The following is a 16,081-nucleotide window of genomic DNA, read 5'->3' as shown; positions in this document are numbered from 1 at the left end:
AGGCTTCCCCATGGCCCTCACGCTCGAGCAGGTCCGGCACGTGGCCACCCTGGCGCGGCTGTCGCTGACGCCGCAGGAGGAGGAGCGCTACGCCACCCAGTTGTCCGCGGTCCTGGACGCGGTGGCGGAGCTGGAAGCGCTCGACGTGAGCCAGGTGGAGCCCACCTCCCACGCGACGCTCGCGTCCTCGCTGTTGCGCGAGGACGTGCTGCGTCCGTCACTGCCGCCGGAAGCAGGGCTCGCCAACGCGCCGGCGAAGGTGGGCAGCGCCTTCGCGGTCCCGAAGATCTTGGAGTAGCCCGCCATGTCGTCGCTGACTGACCTGTCGATGCTGGAGCTGGCGGCGAAGCTGGCTTCGCGCGAGGTGTCCTCCGTGGAGGCCACGCGCGCGAGCCTCGAGCGCATCGCCCGGGTGGACCCGAAGGTGCGCGCCTTTCTGCGCGTGGACGAGGCCGGGGCGCTGAAGGCCGCCGAGGCCAGTGACGCGCGCCGTACGGCGGGCAGCCCGCTGAGCGCGCTGGACGGCGTGCCCGTGGGCCTCAAGGACATCTTCCTCACGCAGGGCGTGGAGACCACCTGCGCCTCGCGCGTGCTGGAGGGCTTCGTCCCGCCCTACGACGCCACCGTGGTGCGCCTGCTCAAGGAGGCGGGGCTGCCGCTGTTGGGCAAGCTGAACATGGACGAGTTCGCCATGGGCTCGTCCAACGAGTCGAGCGCGTACTTCCCCACCCACAACCCGTGGGACCTGACGCGCACGCCGGGCGGCTCGTCCGGTGGCTCGGCGGCGGCGGTGGCGGCGCGCGAGGTGTTCGGCGCGCTGGGCACCGACACGGGCGGCTCCATCCGCCAGCCCGCGGCGCTCACCAACACCGTGGGGCTCAAGCCCACGTATGGCCGGGTGTCGCGCTACGGCGTCATCGCCTTCGCCTCGTCGTTGGACCAGCCGGGCCCCATGGCGCGCACGGTGGGGGACACCGCGGCGCTCCTCCAGCTCATCGCGCGGCATGATCCGCTCGACTCCACCTCCGCGGACGTGGAGACGCCGGACTGCCTCACGGGGCTGGAGGACGGCGTGCGCGGCCTCAAGCTGGGCGTGCCGCGCGAGTACTTCGCGGAGGGCATGGACCCGGAGGTGGCGGGCACGCTGCGCGCGTCGCTGGAGGAGCTGGAGAAGCTGGGCGCGACGCTGGTGGACGTGTCCCTGCCGCACACGAAGTACGCGCTGGCGACGTACTACCTGCTGGCGTCCTCCGAGGCGTCCAGCAACCTGGCCCGCTACGACGGCATCCGCTACGGGCAGCGGGCGAAGGACGCGCGCGGGCTCAAGGAGCTGTACACGCGGACGCGGGGCGAGGGCTTCGGCGCGGAGGTGAAGCGCCGCATCATGCTGGGCACCTACGCGCTGTCCGCCGGCTACTACGACGCGTACTACCTGCGCGCGCAGAAGGTCCGCACGCTCATCCGCGAGGACTTCACGAAGGTGTTCCAGCAGGTGGACGCCATCGTGTCGCCCACGTCGCCGGTGCCGGCGTTCAAGCTGGGCGCGAAGGTGGACGACCCGCTGTCCATGTACCTGATGGACGTCTACACGCTGCCGTGCAACCTGGCGGGCCTGCCCGGCCTGTCCGTGCCGTGCGGCTTCACGCAAGGCGGGCTGCCCATTGGCATGCAGCTCCTGGGGCGCCCCTTTGACGAGGCCCGCCTGCTCCGCATCGCCCGCGCGTTCGAGCGCGAGCACGACTTCTTCCGCCGCGCCGCCCCCGTCTAGCGGGCGCGACACGAGGGTGACACCGCCATGCCCCTGAGCGACTTCCAGACGGTCATCGGACTCGAGGTCCACGCGCAGTTGCTCACGCAGTCCAAGATCTTCTGCGGCTGCTCCACCGCGTTCGGCGCCGAGCCCAACCACCACACCTGCCCGGTGTGCCTGGGCATGCCCGGCGTGCTGCCGGTGCTCAACCAGCGCGTGGTGGAGTTCGCGGTGCGCACGGGCCTGGCGCTCGGGTGCACGGTGAAGCCCACGAGCGTGTGGAGCCGGAAGAACTACTTCTACCCGGACCTGCCCAAGGGCTACCAAATCACCCAGTATGATCAGCCCATCTGCGAGTGGGGCGAGCTGGTCATCGACACGCCGTCGGGTGAGAAGACGGTGCGCGTGCGCCGCATCCACCTGGAGGAGGACGCGGGCAAGAGCGTGCACGACGCGTCCGCGTCCGCGGGGCAGAGCCTGGTGGACCTGAACCGCGCGGGCGTGCCGCTGATGGAGATTGTCAGCGAGCCGGACCTGCGCGACGCGGACGAGGCGGTGGAGTACCTCAAGGCGCTGCGCGACGTGCTGGTGTACCTGGGCGTCAACGACGGCAACCTGGAGGAGGGCAGCTTCCGCTGCGACGCCAACGTGTCGGTGATGCCCAAGGGCTCCACCACGTACGGGCAGCGGTGTGAGCTGAAGAACCTCAACTCGTTCCGCTTCCTCAAGCAGGCCATCGAGTACGAGGCCGCGCGGCAGGTGGACGTCATCGAGTCCGGCGGCAAGGTGGACCAGGAGACGCGCCTCTGGGACGTGAACAAGGGCGTCACCCGGTCCATGCGCTCCAAGGAGGACGCGCACGACTACCGCTACTTCCCGGAGCCGGACCTGCCGCCGCTGCTCGTGTCGGACGCGCTGCGGGACTCGCAGCGGCGGTCGCTGCCGGAGCTGCCGCGCGCGAAGCGCACGCGCTTCATGGGCGAGTACGGCCTGCCGGCCTACGACGCGCGCATCCTCACCGCCGAGCGCCCGCTGGCGGACTTCTTCGAGGCCTGCGCGAAGCACGTCTCCGACGCGAAGAAGCTCTCCAACTGGTTCCTGGGCGAGCTGAGCCGCCTGCTCAAGGAGGAGGGGACGCCCCTCTCCGCGCTGCGCTTCACCCCGGCGCAGTTGGGCGAGCTGCTCGCCACGGTGGAGAAGGGCACGGTGTCCGCGAACGCGGCGAAGGACGTGCTCGGGGAGATGTTCCGCACGGGCCGCGCGCCCGCGGACATCATCGCGGAGAAGGGGCTCGCGCAGGTCAGCGACGTGGGCGCCGTGGAGGCGGTGGTGGACGACATCCTCGCGAAGAACGCGGGCGAGGTGGAGAAGTACAAGGCCGGCAAGAAGAGCGTGTACGGCTTCTTCGTGGGCCAGGTGATGAAGGCCATGAAGGGCAAGGGCAACCCCGGCCTCGTCAACGAGCTGCTCAAGAAGAAGCTGGGGGACTAGCGAGACACCGTGACGTGGAGCACGTCCTCGCCGCGCGGATCCGCTGACTGGGCGAGCACGTGCACGTCATCCGGCCCCCGGCGCTCCAGGATGAGCGAGGGCGCTTCGAAGGTGTTGTCGAAGAAGCCGCCGGTGAGCTGCGGGTTCACCGCGTAGCGCACGCGCTTGAGGGTGCGCAGTTGCGTGAAGAGGCCCTCGTTGAACCACTGCTCGCGGCGCGACTGCGTCTCGCCGGGCGCGTTGAAGGCCCAGGGCGCGTCCCAGCTCCAGGCGTTGGCGGAGGGCTGCGCGAGCACCTCCACGCCCAGCGCGTCCAGGTACTGCGCGCAGGGCACGAAGTACGGCTCGCCGGAGGTGTGGGGTTCGCGGAAGCCGTCGTAGCAGACGAGCGTGCCCAGCTTCCCGAACGGCGTGTCCAGCACGGGCAGGTCCTCCGGGCGGCCCGGGCTCAGGTGCAGCACGTCCTCCTGCGTGGGCACCAGGTTCACCTTGCGCGTGACGCCCACGCAGTGTCCGTCCGGTGAGAACGTGTAGCTGGTGTTGAAGGTGCGCGCGCCCGCGGGCTCGTACTCGGGGGTGTCCGGGCCCAGGCGGTTCGTGGGCAGGAGCGCGCTGCCGGCCACCACCCACAGGCCGAAGTCGCGCGCGATGCCGGAGAAGGTCTCGTACATGGCGCGGTGCACGCGGGGCGCCACCGTGGCGTAGAGGCACTCCTCCAGCGTCGGCGGATGGAAGGCGCTCCACGTGCGGAACATGCCCAGCCACTCCGCGAGCGCCACGCGCGTCATCGCGCCGTTCGTCGTCTTGCGGCGGCGCACGCGCGGCAGGTGCCCCAGCAGTCCCAGCGCCGCGCCCACCATCTCCGGCCAGACGGCGAGCGCGGGGTTCAACGGCCGGCCCTCCGCGTCCCGGGGGCGCAGCGCGTCCACCCGGGCCGCGAGCGCCCGGTGGTGCGAGGCGAAAGTCTCCTGCGAGGCATAGTCCTCCAGCGTGACACGCGGCTGGATGGCGAACAGGTCGAGCGAGGTGGCCACGGTGCCGCGAGGATGGCACCGGCTCCCATGCCGCGCGCGAGCATCCTGGCGGCGGAGCTACAGCCTGTCCTCCCGGGGACACCCGCGCCTGGGACCCTGGCTCCACGGCGCGGAAGGGACTCGCCACTTCCGCGTGCACATGGGCGAACGGCGCTGCCTCGCGGGGGCTACTTGAGGAAGCCCAGCTCGCGCAGGCGCTGCTTGAGGAACGCGTCCGCGGTGATGGGCGGGTGGCGCGCGGGGTTGTCCGGCGTCTCCGTCTGCGGCAGCGGCTTCAGGATGCAGTCGGAGAACGGGTGCACGAAGAAGGGCATCGAGTAGCGCACCGTGTCCTGCTCCGGGCTGGGCGGGTTCACCACCCGGTGCGTCGTGGACGGGATGACGCCGTTCATCACCCGGCTGAGCATGTCGCCGGAGTCCACGACGATCTGCCCGCGCAGCGTGTCCACGGGGATCCACTCGCCGTCGCGCGTGAGCAGCTCCAGGCCGCCGGCCGTGCCCTCGCACAGGAGCGTGATGAAGTTGATGTCCTCGTGCTCCGCCGCGCGCACCGCGCCCGGGATGAAGCGGTCCTTCAGCGGCGGGTAGTGGATGAGCCGCAGCACGGAGTTGCCGTCCACCGTCATGTCGCTGAACGTGTTGCGCGCGATGCCCAGGTAGTCCGCCAACGCCTGGAGCATCACCGTCGCCGCGTCGTCCAGCTCGCGGTAGAGCGTCAGCGTGTGCTCACGGAAGGTGGGCACCTCCTCCGGCCAGACGTTGGGGCCGTAGTCGTCGCGGTACGGGTGGCCCTCGGGCAGCTCGCGGCCCACGTGCCAGAACTCCTTCAGGTCCCCCACCTTGCGGTTCTTCGCATGCTCCTGGCCAAACGCCATGAAGCCCCGCTGCCCCGGACGCTCCGGCACCGCGTAGCGCGTCTTGGTGGACTCCGGCAGTTGGAAGAAGCGCTCCACGTCCGCGTACGTGCGGCGGATGAGCGCGTCCTCGACGCCGTGGCCTTCCACGGTCACGAAGCCGAACTCCTTGAGTGCGTCGCCAAACACCTGGACGAAGCGGGCCCGCTCCTCGGGAGTGCCGGAGCGGTAGTGGGACAGGTTCACGGTGGGGATGCGTCGGGCCGAGCGGGACATGCGCGCATCCTATCCGCGTGACACCTTCCTGACACGCCGCAGTCCTCCGCCCAACCGTCACCCCGGCCCCGGGGCCGGGACGCCTCCTCACTTTGCGACACCCACCCTTGGCGGCAGTGGATGCCGGGCTTCCGGGATGTGCAGATTGGGCAGGGAATAGGCCAGGGGGGCGCGGTATGGCCGAAGTCGCGAGGAACGAGCGCACGTGCTCAGCGTGCGGGCGGGGACATGGCGAGGGGACGTCGTGCGACACGCTCGTCCGGGACGCGGGGGGCGGCCCGGGCAAGGCCGTGGCGGACGAGGTGGACCCGCTGGTGGGCACCCAGATGGGCAGCTTCCGGCTGGTGCGCCGCGTGGGCCGGGGCGGGATGGGCTCCGTCTACCTGGCCGAGCACGTCTCCATTGGGAGCCGCGTGGCGGTGAAGGTGCTGCACGAGCACCTGACGCGCTACCCGGAGCTGGTGCAGCGCTTCCACGCCGAGGCCCGGGCGGTGAACCTCATCGGGCACGAGAACATCGTCAGCATCTTCGACCTCAACGCCTCGGCGCCCCGGCCGTACCTCATCATGGAGTTCCTGGAGGGGGCGCCCCTGTCGGCCTGGGTGGGGACGCCCATGTCCGCCGGGGCGGTGGTGCCCATGCTGATGCAGGTGTGTGACGCGCTGCATGCGGCGCACGCGCGGGGCATCGTCCACCGCGACCTGAAGCCGGACAACATCTTCCTGGTGAAGCGCGGGCGGGGGATGCCGTTCGTGAAGGTGCTCGACTTCGGCATCGCGAAGCTGGTGGACGCGAGCATGCCGGAGACGGTGGCGGGCATCATCGTGGGCACGCCGGAGTACATGGCCCCGGAGCAGTCCCTGAGCCGGCGCCTGGATGGCCGCGCGGACCTGTACGCGGTGGGCGTCATCGCCTACCAGTTGCTCACCGGGCGGCTGCCCTTTCCCGACGAGGGGCTCACCGCCCAGCTCGTGGCGCACCAGACGCGCACGCCTCCGGCCCCCCGCTCCATCTGCCCCTCGGTGCCACCCGCGCTGGAGATGGTGGTGCTGCGCGCGCTGGCGAAGACGCCGGAGGAGCGCTTCCCCCACGCGCTCGCCCTGCGGGCCGCGCTGGAGCAGGCGCTCGCCACGCGCCCCCCGTCGCCGCGCCCGGCCCTGGGCGGTCCCCGTCCCGTGCAGGGAGCGGCCTCCCCGGGGACCCCCGTCACCGGGCCCCGGCGGACCCCGGCGCTGGCCTCGCCGGGCGCCTCCGGGGGAAAGACGCTCCCGGTGCCGGTGCAGGTGGTGCTGCAGCCGGGCGCGCAGCCCCGGCCCTTCACGGGGTCGGACCTGTCGCGCGGCGGCGTGTTCCTGCACGCGACGGGGGAGCTGCCCCCGCTGTTCGCCCAGGTCCAGGCGGTGCTGCCGCTGTCCACGGGGCCGCTGTCCGTCACGTGCGAGGTGGTGCGCCACGTCTCGCCCGAGCAGGCCCAGGCCTGGAGCATGCGCCCGGGCTTCGGCGTGCAGTTCGTCGCGCCGTCCACCGCCCTGAAGGCCCGCATCGAGCAGCACCTGGCGAGCGCCACGGCCTCTCCGCCCCCCGCGCCCCGGGAGCTCCCGGAAGACGCCGAGGCCGAGCGCGTCCTGGCGATGTGGCGCGGACAACTGGCGGGGGAGGGCACGCACTACACGGTGCTGGGGCTCTCACCGGACGCGGAGCTGGAGTCCGCGCGGGAGCGGGCGCGCGAGCTGTGGGGCGCCCTGTCCGCGCTGCGGCAGCGGCCCCTGTCGCGCGGGCAGCGCTCGCGCCTGGAGTCCATGCTGATCCGCGTGAGGGACGCGGGCGACACCCTGGGCATGCCGCTGCGCCGGGCCCGCTACGACGCCCGGCTGGGCAATGCCCGGGGCGTGGCGCGCTGCCTGGAGGCGGGCCTCACGGCCGCCCAGACGGACGCCCTGCGCCGTGAGTACCTGGCGGAGCAACCCCGGGCGGTGGGCACCGCGCGGGTGCACTTCCTCACCGGCAACGCGCTGGAGCGCGACGGCCAGCTCCAGCGGGCCCTGGAGTCCTACGAGCGGGGCCTGGAGCTGGACCCCCTGGAGTGGGAGTACCACCAGCGCCGCCGGGTGGTGGACCGGGCGCTGGGCGCGCGCCTGCCGTCCGGGGCACGAAATGAAAGAGCCCGATTCCCTGGGGAGGGAACCGGGCCCTGATCCGGCTTCGGTGCTTCAGCCGGGGACGATGACTACTCGCCCGCCGCGCACGCGGCGCTCACGCCCTCGGCCTTGCTGCTGCACGCGAGGATGCGGGACGCGAACGCCTGCTGCTCGGCCTCGGTCTTGTCGGAGCAGCCCTTGACGTCGCTCAGGCAGTCCACGTACGCGGTCAGCTTGTCCTTGTCGGAGTCGCTGCAGGAGTCGAGGGACTCCTTACAGGACTCGATGTCCGAGTCCGTCGGCTTCTGGACGCCGGTGGTCGGCAGGCCACACTCCTCGGCCTTCTTCACCATGTCGTTGAGCGCGTCCGCGGTGTCGTCGCAGATGTTGCCGCCGCAAGCGGTGAGCGTGAGCGAGGCCATGGCCGCCAGACCGAACAGGATCTTCTTCATGATGGTTCTCCCCCTCAGGGATGAGGTACAGGTGGAAGGCAAGCGGCGCGCATCCTAGCGAGCGCCGCGTTGCGGTCCAGTGGACTTTATTCCGGGAATTCTATTCAAAAGCAAATAGGGGGGCTGGGGGCGGGCTGATCCGCCAACTGCCTTGACTCCCCCCCGGGATTCTCGTAAGTCCCGCCGTCTTTTAGCGCGCCGGCCGGTCCTCCGTCCGAAATGCGCGTTGGATTCCATGGGTTGAAGCAACCCGAAGCTGACAGGGGTTCGACGATGTACGCAGTCATTCGCACGGGCGGAAAGCAGTACCGCGTCGCCGAGGGCGACGTTGTCCGGATCGAGAAGATCGCCGGTGATATCGGCGCCGAGGTCTCGTTCACCGAGGTCCTCCTGCTGGGCGGCTCCGAGAGCCCGAAGGTGGGCCAGCCGACGGTGGCGGGCGCGAAGGTCGTGGGCAAGGTGCTGGCGCAGGACAAGCACCGCCGCGTCCTGCACTTCCGGAAGGAGAAGGAAGGCTGGACCCGTCGCCGTGGCCACCGCCAGCCGTACACCGAGGTGAAGGTCACCTCGATCTCCGGCTAGTCGTCTTTCCGGGCATTCCCCACACGAACTTCAAGGAGCAGGTGTCATGGCCCATAAAAAAGGTCAGGGTTCTTCGCGCAACGGGCGTGATTCCAACCCGCAGTACCGTGGCGTGAAGGTGTACGGCGGTGAGACCATCACGGCGGGCAGCATCCTCGTCCGTCAGGTCGGCACGGTCATCCACCCGGGCACGAACGTGAAGCTCGGTCGCGACTTCACCCTCTTCTCGACCGTGGACGGCGTGGTGAAGTACGAGCGCCTCGGCCGCGACAAGAAGAAGGTGTCCGTGTACCCGGCCGCCGCCGAGCAGGCGAGCGCCTAGTCAGTGGCCCTGGGGCGACCCGGGGCACGGCTTACCGAGCGGGTCGTTCCCGGTCCTTCCGTTCCCGTTGGGGACGGGCGGATGCGAGGACGGCCCGCTTTGTGTTTTTCCAGGAGGGCGTTGGCCCCATGAAGTTCGTCGACGAAGTACGCATCTACGTGAAGGCGGGAGACGGCGGGAACGGCGCCGTGGCCTTCCGGCGGGAGAAGTTCATCGAGCGCGGCGGCCCCAACGGAGGGGACGGCGGCAATGGCGGCTCCGTGGTGTTCGTGGCGAACCCGCAGTTGACCACGCTCCTGGACTACCGCTACCAGCAGCACCACCGGGCCAAGAGCGGCGAGCACGGCATGGGCAGCGACTGCAACGGCCATGGCGCCGAGGACCTGGTCCTCCAGGTGCCGGTGGGCACGCTGATCCGCGACGAGCAGACGGGCGAGCTGCTGGTGGACCTGAGCGACCCGGGCCAGCGGTTCGTGGCGGCCAAGGGCGGCCGGGGCGGCCTGGGCAACATGAACTTCGCCACCTCCACGCGCCAGACGCCGCGCTTCGCGCAGGACGGCGGAAAGGGGGAGGAGATCACCCTGCGGCTGGAGCTGAAGCTCCTGGCGGACGTGGGCCTGCTGGGCTTCCCCAACGCGGGCAAGAGCACGTTCATCTCGCGGGTGAGCCGGGCGCGGCCGAAGGTGGCGGACTACCCGTTCACCACGCTGGTGCCGAACCTGGGCATGGTCCAGTACAAGGACAACCTGTCCTTCGTGATGGCGGACATCCCCGGCATCATCGAGGGCGCCAGCGAGGGCGTGGGCCTGGGCCACCAGTTCCTGCGCCACGTGGAGCGCTGCAAGGTGCTGGTGCACCTCATCGACATGGGCGCCGAGGGCGAGGGCCGCAAGCCGCTGGACGACTTCAACATCCTCAACACGGAGCTGAAGAAGTACAGCGCGGAGCTGGCCAGCAAGCCGCAGGTGGTGGCCGCCAACAAGCAGGACCTGACGGAGGGCCGCGAGCGCCTGGGGCCCTTCATGGAGGCGCTGCGCCGCCGGGGCATCCGCGTGTACCCGGTGTCCTGCGCCACGGGCGAGGGCATGCAGCCCCTGATGGACGCGGTGGCGGAGGTGCTCTTCACCGGCAATACCGACAAGCTCCACGTCGAGATGCCGACGAAGAAGTCCGCCTCCAAGGCGCCGGCCAAGAAGGCTCCCGCGAAGAAGGCTCCGGCCAGGAAGGCTCCCGCGAAGAAGGCGCCGGCCAAGAAGGCTCCCGCGAAGAAGGCTCCGGCCAAGAAGGCCGCGAAGCAGGCGGCGCGCAAGGCTCCGGCGAAGAAGGCCGCCGCGAAGAAGGCTTCACGCAAGGCCCCGGTGAAGAAGGCCGCCGCGAAGAAGACCTCACGCAAGGCTCCGGTGAAGAAGGCCGCCGCGAAGAAGACCGCCCGGAAGGCCCCGGCGAAGAAGTCCGGCGGGAGGCGCTGAGCCGATGGCTGGTGGAGGCCCCCGCTACGAGAAGTTCGAGCGCGACGTCGTCGAGCCGGAGCAGTTCCTACTCGACGTGCGGAAGGAGAAGATCGACCGCGTCGTCAGCCAGCGCACGCGCAACTTCGTGGTGGTGCTCGACCGGCTGGAGGACAACTTCAACATGGCCGCGGTGCTGCGCACCTGCGAGTCCATGGGCGTGCAGGAGGTGCACGTCGTCATCAACCCGGAAGCGCCCTTCATCCCCAACTCGCGGGTGGCCCAGGGCTGCGACAAGTGGTTGGACGTGCACCTCTACAAGACGTTCGCGGAGTGCCGCGAACACCTGAAGGGGCGGGGCTTCAGCCTCTACGCGTCGGCGCTGCGTGAGGGGGCCACCAACCTCTACAGCCTGCGCTTCGACACGAAGTTCGCCATGGTGTTCGGCAACGAGCGCTACGGCGTGAGCGACGACGTGCTCACCGGCGTGGACGGCACCTTCTGGGTGCCCATGAAGGGCTTCAGCCAGAGCCTGAACATCTCCGCGGCGGCGTCCGCCTGCATCACCCGGGCGATCGCCTGGCGGGACGAGCACCTGGCAGGGGGCTCCGGGGACCTCTCCCCCGAGGAGGCCCAGGCGCTGCGGGAGCGCTTCTACCTGCTGGGCGTGAAGCAGCGGAAGCGTCTGGTCAAAGCCACACAGCGGTGAATGCCGGCGCCCCGGGGCCCGTCCGGATGCGGTAGATGGACCCTGCGGGCGCCTTTGGGGGCCCGCTCCGGAGGCGCACGCCATGTTGCTGGAATCCCTGCTCTTCGCGCTGCTCACGCAGGCCCCCACCCCCGCGCCCGCACCGAAGCCCGCGGCCGCCGCCAAGGCCCCCGCCGCCGCGCCGAAGCCCGCCGCTCCTTCGGATGCCGGCACGGCCGCCATGCCCCCCGCCGCGAAGTCTGGCGACGCGAGCGTGGCCGCCACGAAGCCCGCGCCCAAGCCGATGACGCCCGAGGTGAAGACGCTCGTGGACCGGATGCAGGCCTTCTACGAGAAGACGGGCGACTTCAAGGCGGGCTTCAAGCAGGACTACAAGTACAAGGCCTTCCGCCGCACGCAGACGTCCACGGGCACGGTGACCTACAAGAAGCCGGGCCTGATGCGCTGGGAGTACGAGAACCCGTCCAAGCGGACCTTCGTGCTCGCGGGCAACAAGGTCTACATGCACGACCCGGAGGCGCAGACGCTGTCGGTGGCGGCCATGGACACCAGCCAGCTCTCCGCGTCGGTGACGTTCCTCTTCGGCCAGGGGAAGCTGGCGGACGAGTTCGCCATCACCAAGGGCGACTGCAAGGACTGCAAGGGCACGCTGCTGGTGCTGGATCCGCTGAAGAACGAGCCGCGCTTCCGCCAGGTGCGCCTGGAGGTGGACCCCTCGACGGCGCAGGTGCTCAAGAGCACGGTGGTGGATCCGGACGGCAGTGAGAACACCATCGCCTTCCTGGACCTGAAGACGAACGTGGGCATCTCCGCGGACAGCTTCAAGCTGAACCCGCCCGAGGGCACCCGCGTGGACGACTTCACCAAGAAGGCGCAGTAGGACGGCCGCCCTCCATGCGCGGCGTGCTGCTGGCCGGATGCGTGCTGCTGGGCGCGGGGTGTCACTCCGCCGCGCCCGCGGGCCCTTCACGTCCCACGAGCCTCGCGGGGCAGACGCTGCCCCTCCTGTCGTCGCCCGCGCTGCGGCTGACGGTGGCGGGGCGGTTGGGGAACCGGGCCGTGCCGGTGGTGCTGGACGTCACGCGGCCGCTGTCGCTCGTGTCCTCCAGTTGCTTCGACGGCGCGCCGCCCGTGGCCGCGGGGACCGCGCGCGTGCCGGAGTCCTCCGGCGGCCATCGCTCCTGGCCGGAGGTGCCGGCCCCGCCGGTGACGGTGGGCCCGGTGTCGCCGCCGCTGCGCACGCTGCTGCTCTCCGGTGAGACGGGCTGCTCGGTGACGCTGGGGCAGGACGTGCTGTTCCCGTATGCCCTCACGGTGGATCCGCTGCGCCGCGAGGTGACCTTCACCGCCTCACGCCCCCGGGAGGCCTACGACGCGGAGCTGCGCGCGACGGACTCGGTGCGCGAGTCGCACGTCGTGGAGCTGAGCCGCGAGCCGCTGGGCGACTGGCCGCTCCTGGCCGTGCAGGTGACGCAGGGGGGGGCGAGCATCACCGGCCCCTTCGTGCTGGGCACGCGTGAGCCCTTCTCCCGCCTGGCGGTGGACCCCGCGCTGGGGTTGGGGCTTCAGCCGCTGGAGACGGCCGCGGGCCTGCCGCCGCGCACCTTCGTGGTGGACGCGGTGGAGGTGGCCGACGGCCTGGGCGTGAAGCCGCTGGTGATGGAGGCCGCGGGGCGCTGGCCGTCGCAGAGCAGCCTGGGCCGGCTGGGGCCGGACGTGTGGGGCCGCTTCACGGCCACCGTGGACGCGCAGGGTGGGGCGCTGGTGCTGCGCAGGCCCCACGTGCGCACGCCCGAGGGCGGAGGCCGGCAGCAGTGCGCGGGCGAGGGTGGCGCGTTCAGCGAGGAGGCCTGCTACGGCCTCTTCGTGCGCGCGGAGCCCGACGGCGCGGTGGCCCTCTCCGGAGAGGTGTTCCGGGACGTGCCGGAGGGCGTGCGCCTCTACGTGGAGCCCAGGGGCGCGGACGGTCAGCGCCTGGAGACGGGCTGTCAGGTGGGCCTGAGCTTCCCCACCACCACGCGCGGCGCCAATACGCAGCACCGGCTGCCGTGGGCCTCGCTGGCGAAGACGCTGCCCGCGTGCCACGCCGCGCTCCAGGGCGCGAAGAGCTACGCCGTGTCGCTGGTGGAGGAGGGGCGCCAGCCCGAGTGCCCCACGACGTGCGCCTTTGTCACCGAGTCCGCGTCGCGGCGCACCGTGTGCGAGTGCCAGCCCACGCCGCTGGGCGAGGGCGTGGCGGTGCCGACGAAGGGCTCGGGCCCGCAGCCGCCGCCTGTCGAGGAGCGCGAGCTGGAGCCCGAGGATCCGAAGTAGCACCCACGAACGGCTCGGGCAGCGGCGACCGCCCGCGGCATCGACATGGCGTGTGCTGACCGGTCACCGGCGCAGCGGCACCCACGAACGGCTCGGGCCCGCGACCGCCTCCGGGTGGGAGGACGGGGCGGGCCCCGGGCACGGCCTTCGCGGTGACGGATTACTCCGGCCGCGGCTCCGGCGGACGCACCAGCGCCTTCAGCGGCACGGGCGCGGGCGGGGCCTCGCGCGGGGTGTGCGCGCGCTGCTTCGGATCCGGACGCTCCACCACGCGGGCGATGAGGTCGTAGTCGTGCGCCTCCGTCACCTCCACGGTGACGAACTCGCCCGGGTACGCCAGGCCGTCGTTGATGTAGACCTGCCCGTCGATTTCCGGCGCCTGGCCCTCGTGGCGGCCCACCAGCAGGTGCTCGGACTCCTCGCTGGGGCCCTCCACCAGCACGGTGAGCTTCTGGCCCACGAGCTTCTTGTTCTGCTCGCGGTTGATGCGCTTCTGGATGGCCATCACCTCGCGCCAGCGGCGCTCGATGGTCTTCGCCGGGACCTTGTTCGGCAGGTCGAACGCGGCGGTGTTCTCCTCGTCCGAGTACTGGAACACGCCCAGGCGCTGGAAGCGCTGCTCCTTCACGAACTCCTTCAGGAGCTCGAAGTCCTCCTCCGTCTCACCCGGCAGGCCGACGATGAGCGAGGTGCGCATCACCAGGTTCGGCACGCGCTCGCGCAGCTTGCCCAGCAGCTTCTTGAGGAACTCCGAGTTGCGGCCGCGCTTCATGGACAACAGCAGCTTGTCGCTGGCGTGCTGCACCGGCATGTCCAGGTACTTGGCGATCTTCGGCTCGGTGGCGATGACGTCGATGAGCTCGTCCGGGAACACGCGCGGGTAGGCGTAGTGCAGGCGGATCCACTTCACGTCCACCTTCACCAGCTCCTTGAGCAGCTCGTGGAGCTTCGGCTTGCCGGGCAGATCATGCCCGTACGCCGTCAGGTCCTGCGCGACGAGGTTCAGCTCCTGCACGCCGCTGTCCGCCAGCTTCTGCGCCTCCGCCACGATGTCCGCCACCGGGCGCGAGCGCTGGGCACCGCGCAGCTTGGGGATGATGCAGAACGCGCAGGCGTTGTCGCAGCCTTCCGAAATCTTCAGGTACGCCGTGTACTTCGGCATCGAGTTGACGCGCGGCGTCTCCGCGTTGTGGATGTACTCCGGATCCGGAATCACCTGGCGCGGCGTGGCCTCGGCCGCCAGCAGGTCACCAATCTGGGCGTACGCGCTGGTGCCCAGGAAGTGGTCCACCTCCGGCATCTCCTGCGACAGCTCCTGGCCGTAGCGCTGGGACAGGCAGCCGGTGACGACGAGCGTCTTGCACGCGCCCGACTTCTTCAGCTCCGCCATCTCCAGGATGGAGTCCACCGACTCCTGCTTCGCAGGGCCGATGAAGGCGCACGTGTTGACCACGATGACCTCGGCCTGCGAGGCCTCCTGCACGAGCGAATAGCCACGCGTGCGCAGCGTGCCCAGCATCACCTCGGAGTCCACCCGGTTCTTCGGGCAGCCGAGGGTCATCATGTACAGGCTCTTGGTCTCTTCCACGCGCGTCTACCGCTTTCCCAGTTGCGTCCGCTCGAAGTGGTCCGCACTCCAAACGAAGTTGATGATGGCGCCGTTCGAGTAACCGATGTTCAGCGCCCCGTCTTCTTCCAGCTCCACCGAGGTGGCGCGACCCAGCGCACAGGTGGCGGCCGGCCAGTCGAGCACCCGCTGGGCTGTCTTCCCCGACACCACGTAGAGCCCCATCCGGAGCTCGTCATCGGAGTCGCATTGACCCTCGACGGCATAGGGGTTCTTCCCGGTGAGCACGGTAACGACCGGCCGCCCGTCCGGCAGGCTCAATGTTTCCGGCAGGTTCACGCCCATCTTGGACGCGTCCACCGCGTTGGGGGCCACCAGCTCGCGCAGCGAGCCGGGCGTGAGGGGCGCGTCACCCTGGGCCCAGTTGGGGTAGCTGAGCACGCCCCAGCCCAGCCAGCCGGTGGGGGCCGCCTCCAGGGCGGTGACGTTCTCCGGGGGCTTGAGCTTGAGGTTCTTGCGCGCCTCGTCCGGCAGGCGCAGCGACTCGCCCTCCGGCATCGTGCCGCCCTTGCAGTTGGACACCGGCACCGCCTTGGCGCCCACCTGGTCCTGGTCCTCGTAGGTGATGCAGAGGTCCATGACGAGCGGATCCACCGCGGGGAAGCGGGGCAGGGCGCGCACGGGAATCATCGCCACGACCGACAGCGTGTCGCCCTGGCGGTGCACGGCGGCGTTCACCAGGCCCTGCGCGAACCTCGGCGTGCCGCTGTCCGCCCCGGAGGTGCGCTGCCCGTCGAAGGCGAAGCGGTAGGTGTAGCCCGTGGAGGTGGGCCCCGAGTCCGGGAAGTAGAGCGTGAGGGTGATGACGTCACCCGCGAGCAGTTGGTTGTCCGTGGCCTCCACGCCCACGAAGAGCGTGTCCTTGCGCCAGCCCACCCGGGCGGAGAAGTTGGCGGTGGCGCCCTCGGTGGACAGCGGCTTGAGGACCAGCGGCGAGCCGAAGTCCTTGAGCCCCTTCTCCGGCCGGGGGGCCTTCTTGAGCACGGGCACCGGCTTGCTGGGACGGGGCGCCGCGTCCTGGGCGAAGGCGGAGGTGGCGAGCAGCAGGCCGAGGGAGGCCAGACGGATGGCGGACATGGCGAAGA

15 protein-coding genes are annotated in these 16,081 nt (G+C 70.6%); 10 read left to right on the top strand and 5 right to left on the bottom strand.

The genetic code is table 11. The features are described from left to right. Positions 1-10 precede the first annotated feature (10 nt). From gatC to gatB, 3 genes are read left to right on the top strand one after another with little or no spacing between them, the layout of a single operon-like run. On the top strand, positions 11-298 hold the full coding sequence (gene gatC, locus K8556_RS17205) for an Asp-tRNA(Asn)/Glu-tRNA(Gln) amidotransferase subunit GatC (protein WP_014394213.1): 288 nt from the start codon (positions 11-13) through the stop codon (positions 296-298). A 6-nt stretch (positions 299-304) separates the two neighbouring features. Then, complete coding sequence (gene gatA, locus K8556_RS17200) at positions 305-1,768, top strand: Asp-tRNA(Asn)/Glu-tRNA(Gln) amidotransferase subunit GatA (RefSeq protein ID WP_223741163.1); 1,464 nt, start codon at positions 305-307, stop codon at positions 1,766-1,768. 27 nt (positions 1,769-1,795) lie between these two features. Further along, a complete protein-coding gene (gene gatB / locus K8556_RS17195; protein ID WP_223741162.1) occupies positions 1,796-3,241 on the top strand; it encodes an Asp-tRNA(Asn)/Glu-tRNA(Gln) amidotransferase subunit GatB in 1,446 nt (481 codons plus the stop codon). Here gatB and K8556_RS17190 read toward each other — a convergent pair. Both K8556_RS17190 and K8556_RS17185 read right to left on the bottom strand, forming a co-directional pair. Continuing rightward, the gene (locus K8556_RS17190) at positions 3,238-4,275 is read right to left on the bottom strand and encodes a carbon-nitrogen hydrolase family protein (RefSeq protein WP_223741161.1); all 1,038 of its coding nucleotides are present in this window, start codon (positions 4,273-4,275) and stop codon (positions 3,238-3,240) included. The two genes, gatB and K8556_RS17190, sit on opposite strands and share 4 nt — an antisense overlap. A gap of 167 nt (positions 4,276-4,442) precedes the next feature. Continuing rightward, the gene (locus tag K8556_RS17185) at positions 4,443-5,405 is read right to left on the bottom strand and encodes an isopenicillin N synthase family oxygenase (RefSeq protein WP_223741160.1); all 963 of its coding nucleotides are present in this window, start codon (positions 5,403-5,405) and stop codon (positions 4,443-4,445) included. Positions 5,406-5,581: 176 nt separating this feature from the next. On the opposite strand from K8556_RS17185, the gene K8556_RS17180 reads away from it, so the two are divergent. Next, positions 5,582-7,600: a protein kinase gene (locus K8556_RS17180; protein WP_223741159.1), complete on the top strand. Its 2,019-nt coding sequence runs from the start codon at positions 5,582-5,584 to the stop codon at positions 7,598-7,600. A 32-nt stretch (positions 7,601-7,632) separates the two neighbouring features. Here K8556_RS17180 and K8556_RS17175 read toward each other — a convergent pair whose 3' ends face one another. Beyond that, positions 7,633-7,995 (bottom strand): hypothetical protein, encoded by a 363-nt coding sequence (locus K8556_RS17175; RefSeq protein WP_223741158.1) that lies wholly within the window; start codon positions 7,993-7,995, stop codon positions 7,633-7,635. Positions 7,996-8,268: 273 nt separating this feature from the next. On the opposite strand from K8556_RS17175, the gene rplU reads away from it, so the two are divergent. The 6 genes from rplU (at position 8,269) to K8556_RS17140 (ending at position 13,369) form a co-directional block, all read left to right on the top strand. Further along, complete coding sequence (gene rplU, locus K8556_RS17170) at positions 8,269-8,577, top strand: 50S ribosomal protein L21 (protein WP_014394222.1); 309 nt, start codon at positions 8,269-8,271, stop codon at positions 8,575-8,577. A 46-nt stretch (positions 8,578-8,623) separates the two neighbouring features. Next, on the top strand, positions 8,624-8,899 hold the full coding sequence (rpmA, locus tag K8556_RS17165) for a 50S ribosomal protein L27 (protein ID WP_014394223.1): 276 nt from the start codon (positions 8,624-8,626) through the stop codon (positions 8,897-8,899). Between the two features lie 128 nt (positions 8,900-9,027). Beyond that, entirely contained in the window at positions 9,028-10,368 is a 1,341-nt protein-coding gene (obgE, locus tag K8556_RS17160; RefSeq protein WP_304503976.1) for a GTPase ObgE, read from the top strand. Positions 10,369-10,372: 4 nt separating this feature from the next. After that, positions 10,373-11,056 carry an RNA methyltransferase gene (locus K8556_RS17150; protein WP_223741157.1) on the top strand — a complete coding sequence of 228 codons (684 nt, stop codon included), beginning with the start codon at positions 10,373-10,375 and terminating at the stop codon, positions 11,054-11,056. An 82-nt stretch (positions 11,057-11,138) separates the two neighbouring features. Continuing rightward, entirely contained in the window at positions 11,139-11,936 is a 798-nt protein-coding gene (locus tag K8556_RS17145; protein WP_223741156.1) for an outer membrane lipoprotein carrier protein LolA, read from the top strand. Positions 11,937-11,950: 14 nt separating this feature from the next. Continuing rightward, complete coding sequence (locus tag K8556_RS17140; protein ID WP_223741155.1) at positions 11,951-13,369, top strand: hypothetical protein; 1,419 nt, start codon at positions 11,951-11,953, stop codon at positions 13,367-13,369. Between the two features lie 160 nt (positions 13,370-13,529). Here K8556_RS17140 and rimO read toward each other — a convergent pair whose 3' ends face one another. Both rimO and K8556_RS17130 read right to left on the bottom strand, forming a co-directional pair. Beyond that, positions 13,530-14,930, bottom strand: coding sequence for a 30S ribosomal protein S12 methylthiotransferase RimO (gene rimO / locus K8556_RS17135; protein WP_255651873.1), 1,401 nt, complete (start codon positions 14,928-14,930; stop codon positions 13,530-13,532). 33 nt (positions 14,931-14,963) lie between these two features. Beyond that, positions 14,964-16,073, bottom strand: a complete 1,110-nt coding sequence (locus tag K8556_RS17130) for a hypothetical protein (protein ID WP_223741153.1) — start codon at positions 16,071-16,073, stop codon at positions 14,964-14,966. Between the last annotated feature and the right edge of the window lie 8 nt (positions 16,074-16,081).

Origin of the sequence: Corallococcus sp. AS-1-12, assembly GCF_020036995.1 — a bacterium.
Classification (GTDB): domain Bacteria; phylum Myxococcota; class Myxococcia; order Myxococcales; family Myxococcaceae; genus Corallococcus.
This window is presented reverse-complemented; position numbering and strand designations above follow the sequence as displayed.